Origin of the sequence: Sphingopyxis sp., from assembly GCF_016463645.1 — a bacterium.
In the GTDB taxonomy this organism is placed as follows: Bacteria; Pseudomonadota; Alphaproteobacteria; order Sphingomonadales; family Sphingomonadaceae; genus Sphingopyxis.
Window position 1 is genome coordinate 2,072 of the sequence record NZ_JAEMQX010000157.1, and the last position, 5,518, is coordinate 7,589.

Here is a 5,518-nt window from a genome sequence, read left to right on the forward strand (position 1 = left end):
GGCTCGGCGGGCGCGAGGCCGAGGATCAGCCCGAACAGCGAAAAGATGAATTCGAACCCGCTCATAGTCCCCCCGGATATGCCCCGATATGCCGCCCCGCTCGCTTAAAGCCACAAAAGCCCCGCAAGTGCGGCGCGAAACTGTGTCCTTTGTGGCTTCAAGCCGATCCGCCGACGGAGCCCGCCGACACGGATCGCCGTGGCGCGCGCATCGGCCGAAGGAAAGGCCAAAGCGATGGTGACATGACAAAATATTGTAGGACAGCGCTTTTTGCGCGGCTGCCCCAACCCGCTTCGTCACCCCGGACTCGATCCGGGGTCCATCGACGTCGCGCAAATGGATGCCGGATCAAGTCCGGCATGACGAAGCGAGGAAAAGCCCCTCCCGCTTGGGAGAAGGAACCCGGTCAGCCCATCAGCTTCGCGGTGATATCCTCGGCGGCATGGATGCGGATCGCGGGCGGCTCGGGCGAGAGCGCGCGCATGTCGGCGACGAAGGCGCGCGATGCGGGCAGCGCGAAATGGGCGCGGACCGCGTCGACGCTCTCCCACTCCTCGACGAACATCAGCCGGTCGGGGTTTTCGACATCGACATGGCAATTATGCGCCAGACACCCCGGCTCGGCACGCGACCGCGCGCTATGTTCGGCGCCGAGCGCGATCATGCGCCCGCGATGCTCGGGGGTGAGGATGACGTGGCCGGTTATGAGGATCATTTCCTCTACTCTCGTTCGATCAAAATTGGGACTTTTTCCATCACCACTATCATAGACAAGTTTGCAGTATGGACTTACAACTCTTCTTGGTACGGTTCTAAATACCAGCGGCGGGGGAAGCAAATTGGTTGTAGAAAAAGCCTCAGGTGACCAGTGAAGGACGGGATGCATCTATCGTCTGCTGGCGTTTGGATCATCGGGATAATATATCTCGGAATGACCGGTTTTTTTGGAGTTCAGACTTTTTCTGCCTTAGCCGCTGCCGCCGAAGCTAAAAACTCGAATCTCGCAGAAGGCCTTTCGGTAGCGACTACCACAGCCCTTAGTGTGACACCCCTATTTTATCTTCGCAAACTCTACAGAGATGCCTTCGCCGGATTGCACGCCAAAAAGCCCGAGGAAATCCAAACATCTCAATCAGCTACAGCAATATACTACCTTAGCAGGCCGATATTCTCGGTTTTGGTATCAGCGCTATTCGCAACCGTAGTATTCGCAGCTGTTAGGCAGTTCTCGCAAGGCCACGTCGGAGTAAATTCGGAGTTTGTGTTTTTCTGCGCCATCAGTTCCACATTCCTATCCGTTGGCACCGGTGCTGCCATCAGGAAGATAGACGAAATTGCAAAATCCGGACATTCTCTATTCCGTTTGCCAATGTAGGATACGCGCTTGGTCAGCATAGCATCGGACATCAAAAGACTTGAATCTCTGGCGCAAGCGCTACTTGCCGAAAAGCGCTCATATCGAGCCCGTCGACCAATCGTCATTGAATTTTGCGGGACCCCAAAAGCAGGAAAAAGCTCCTGCATCGGCTCTCTGGTGATATTCTTAAAACGAAACGGATTTAAGGTAAAAGTCCTGACGGAGCGAGCAAGCGTATGTCCAATATCCAACAAATTTGATCCGAACTTCAATGTATGGACCGGATGCAGCGCCCTAGCTGAACTCATGCATATTTTGAGTAACGAATCAAAAATGTATGATGTTATCATTATGGATAGGGGTGTATTTGACGCCGTTTGCTGGTTTCATTGGCAAAAATCTAGAAACTATTTGGACGAAAACCACTACAATGTTTTCAGGGACTTCTTCTTTGCGGAGCGGTGGTCGGCAAGAATTGATATCGTATATATATTGGGAGCGGACGCAAAAACAGCGCTAGATCGGGAGTACGCAAACCTTCTTACCAGAAAGACAGGCAGCGTCATGAACCGATCGGTTATAACATCGTATAACCAGTCCATAAATGAATGTGTTAACCTGTACGAAAGCAAATTCAGACAGATAAGAGACATAAGAACTGACGACATTAGTCAAAATCAGGTGAGCTATGATGTTACAATTGATATACTAGAAGCTCTTGGAGAGCTAATATCGGAAAAAATTGGATATTTCGATAGAAAACTTCTTCCAAATATTGAATCCGACTACTTTCCGTACTCCATAACCGCTCTGAACAAGGCTCCACTTAGCTACGGCAGGAGAAATGAGGTCGAGAGCAATCCCGCACTGATTCAGCCAATTCCCATCGCGGTGATAGCGAGCCACGATCTATCAAAGGCGTTGATCGTCAGAAAAACGAACTCAGCGACAAAGAAGGGATCGGCGGAGAGAAATAAGGATTTGTTCTATTTCGGTGGACACGTACGCCTCGAAGACAGCCTAGGCCACGATTCTAATTTATCTATATTTTCAAATGCTTTAGCTCGTGAGATAAAGGAAGAGTTAGGATTTGACTACGTTCCTGACTTTTCCGATCCGCTCTGCATATTCGACAGAAGCCGGCCGAACGCCAATCATATGGCTCTTTGCGTTTTATGTAAGGTTGATTTTGAAACTGCCCAGTTCAAGGGAGACGGCGTAGAATTTAGAGACTCGAATCTAAAGATCATAAAACAGATTGATCTTCGAGGTAGCAGGCTATCGCCAGAAAAATGGAGTCAAATCATCATCCAACAGATGCTGGAATGGACGTTCCTTTGACTTCCGTCTGACATGAGCGGTCAGCAAGACCGCCAGCTTCGCGTGACACTTATGTGACACTCCCTGTCACAAACGCGTCACACAAAACCCCCATTGGCGGCTCAGCGAGTCGCCGCGGGGGTGGCGGCTTGGTTCGGTAACGACCCCCGACAGGATACCCCGATGTTCCAGAAATTCGCCCTTGTTGCTGGTGCCGCGACGTGCGCGCTGGCGCTTTCCGCGTGCCAGGATCAGGCGTCTTCGGGCGGCGGCGCGCGCGATTATATCAGCGCGGTCGGTTCGTCGACCGTCTATCCCTTTGCCACCGCGGTCGGCGAGAAGTTCGCCGAAGCGACGGGCAACAAGACGCCGAAGATCGACAGCACGGGCACCGGCGGCGGTTTCGAGCGCTTCTGCGCCGGCGTCGGCGGCGACACGCCCGACATCGCGAACGCGTCGCGCCGCATCAAGAAGAAGGAATTCGACACCTGCGCCGCGAACGGCGTCAAGGATATCGTCGAAATCCAGGTCGGCATCGACGGCATCGCGCTCGGCGAAGCGCAGCGCGGCCCCGGCTTCAAGCTGAGCGAGGAAGATGTCTACAAGGCGCTCGCCGCCAACCCCTATGGCAAGCCGAACACCGCGAAGACGTGGAAGGACGTGAATCCCGCGCTCCCCGCCGTCGCGATCTCGGTCTTCGGCCCGCCGTCGACCAGCGGCACCTATGATGCGTTCAAGGAGCTGATCCTCGGCAAGGGCTGCGACGCCAACGCCGAGATGAAGGCGCTGAAGGACAGCGACAAGGACAAGCATGAGGCGACCTGCACCACGCTGCGCGGCGCGCCCTATTATGTCGAGCAGGGCGAGAATGATAACCTCATCATCTCGAAGCTCGACAAGAACCCGACGAGCCTCGGCATCTTCGGCTTCAGCTATCTCGATGCCAACAAGGACAAGATCAAGGCGGTTCCGGTGCAGGGCGTTTCGCCGACCTATGCAGCGATCGCCGACGGCAGCTATCCCGGTTCGCGCCCGCTGTTCATCTATGTGAAGAAGGCGCATGTCGGCGTCGTCCCGGGCCTTGCCGAATATGTCGCCGAGTTCCTGAAGGGCGCGGCCGAAGGCGGTTATCTTTCGCCCAAGGGCCTGATCGTGTCGCCGAAGGATGTCGCGGCGACCGCGGCCGCCAACGGCAAGGACATGACCGTCCTGAACGGCGCCGAGCTCAAATAAGCTTCCTCCCGCTAGCGGCCGGGGCGGGTTCGCCCTTCCCGGTCGCCGCTTTTTGTTTCCAAGGACGGACATAGCGACGTGACCTTCAACGCCGCCGCCCTTTTGCTATTGATCGCGGGGTTAGCCCTGATCGGCTGGCTGGCCGGCCGCGCGCGGTCGAACCTGCTCGCCGGCCGTGCGGGCGAAAAGCTCCATTCGCGCCCGCAATATCATGGCTGGTATGTCGCGCTGTGGCTCTTCGCCCCCGCGGCGCTGTTCCTTGCGGTGTGGGCGAGCGTCTCCCCCGCGCTGATCACCAACCAGGTGCTCGCGAGCGATGCCGCGCAGAGCCTGCCCGCATTCGGTTTCGAGCGCGGCGCGATCCTGTCCGACGCGCGGAGCGTCGCACAGGGCAGGCAGGCCGCGGTGCGGCTGCCCGCCGCGGCGCCGCTGGTGAAACCCTATGGCGACGCGACGCATAAATATGCGTGGATCGGCATCGCCGCGATGCTCGCGCTGGCGCTCGCGGGCGGGCTCTATGCCTTCATGCGGATCAGACCCGATTTCCGGGCGCGCACGCGGGTCGAAAAAATCGTGATGCTGGTGCTGCTGCTCGCGTCGCTCGTCGCGATCCTCACGACCTTCGGCATCGTGCTGTCGCTGCTGTTCGAATCGATCCGCTTCTTCCGCCTCGTGTCCCCCGCCGAGCTGCTGTTCGGCACCGAATGGGCGCCGACGAGCGGAGCGCCGCAGCCCGACACCTTCGGCGGCATCCCGCTCTTCTGGGGCACGATCCTGATCGGCGCGATCATTGCGATGATCGTCGCCATTCCCATTGGCATGATGACCGCGGTCTATCTCACCCAATATGCGGCGCCCGCGGTGCGCAAGTGGGTGAAGCCGCTGCTCGAGATCCTCGCGGGCGTGCCGACCGTCGTCTACGGCTATTTCGCTGCGCTGACCGTCGCCCCGGCGCTGCGCGAATTCGCGGTGATGCTGGGTATTCCCAACGCCTCGACCGAAAGTGCGCTCGCCGCGGGTATCGTGATGGGCGTGATGATCATCCCGTTCGTGTCGTCGATGGCCGACGACAGTATCAACGCGGTGCCGCAGGCGATGCGCGACGGATCGCTGGCACTGGGCGCGACGCCGAACGAGACGATCCGCCAGGTGCTGATCCCCGCCGCGCTGCCCGGCGTGATGGGCGGCATATTGCTCGCAGTCAGCCGCGCGATCGGCGAGACGATGATCGTCGTGATGGCGGCGGGCCTGTCGGCCAACATGACCGCCAATCCCTTTGCCAGCGTCACCACGGTGACCGCGCAGATCGTCAAGCTGCTCACCGGCGACCAGGAGTTCGACAGCGCGAAGACGCTCGCCGCCTTCGCACTGGGTCTCGTCCTCTTCATCGTCACGCTGCTGCTCAACATCGTCGCGCTGCGCATCGTCAAAAAGTATCGCGAAGCTTATGAATAGAGACACCGCCCCCACCGACTGGAAAGGCGCCGTGATGCAGAAGCGCATCGCGGGCCGCTACGCCGCCGAACGCCGCTTCAGGCTGCTCGGGCTGGGCGCGGTGCTGCTGTCGGGCGCTTTCCTCGCCTTCCTGCTGTTCGTGATGGTCGGCAA

General features: G+C 58.1%; 5 protein-coding genes. 4 read left to right on the top strand and 1 reads right to left on the bottom strand.

Annotated elements, in window-relative coordinates; genetic code table 11:
* Positions 1-406: 406 nt before the first annotated feature.
* Positions 407-715: a putative quinol monooxygenase gene (locus JHC57_RS19885; protein WP_294032329.1), complete on the bottom strand. Its 309-nt coding sequence runs from the start codon at positions 713-715 to the stop codon at positions 407-409.
* 669 nt (positions 716-1,384) lie between these two features.
* Between JHC57_RS19885 and JHC57_RS19890 the strand changes: the two genes are divergently transcribed.
* The 4 genes from JHC57_RS19890 to JHC57_RS19905 all read left to right on the top strand — a co-directional run.
* A complete protein-coding gene (locus JHC57_RS19890; protein WP_294032330.1) occupies positions 1,385-2,698 on the top strand; it encodes a hypothetical protein in 1,314 nt (437 codons plus the stop codon).
* Positions 2,699-2,860: 162 nt separating this feature from the next.
* Positions 2,861-3,910, top strand: a complete 1,050-nt coding sequence (locus JHC57_RS19895; protein WP_294032331.1) for a substrate-binding domain-containing protein — start codon at positions 2,861-2,863, stop codon at positions 3,908-3,910.
* 78 nt (positions 3,911-3,988) lie between these two features.
* Positions 3,989-5,365: a phosphate ABC transporter permease subunit PstC gene (gene pstC, locus JHC57_RS19900; protein ID WP_294032332.1), complete on the top strand. Its 1,377-nt coding sequence runs from the start codon at positions 3,989-3,991 to the stop codon at positions 5,363-5,365.
* On the top strand, positions 5,358-5,518 hold a 161-nt coding region (locus tag JHC57_RS19905; protein WP_294032333.1), incomplete at its 3' end, for a DUF3333 domain-containing protein. The genes pstC and JHC57_RS19905, both read left to right, overlap by 8 nt.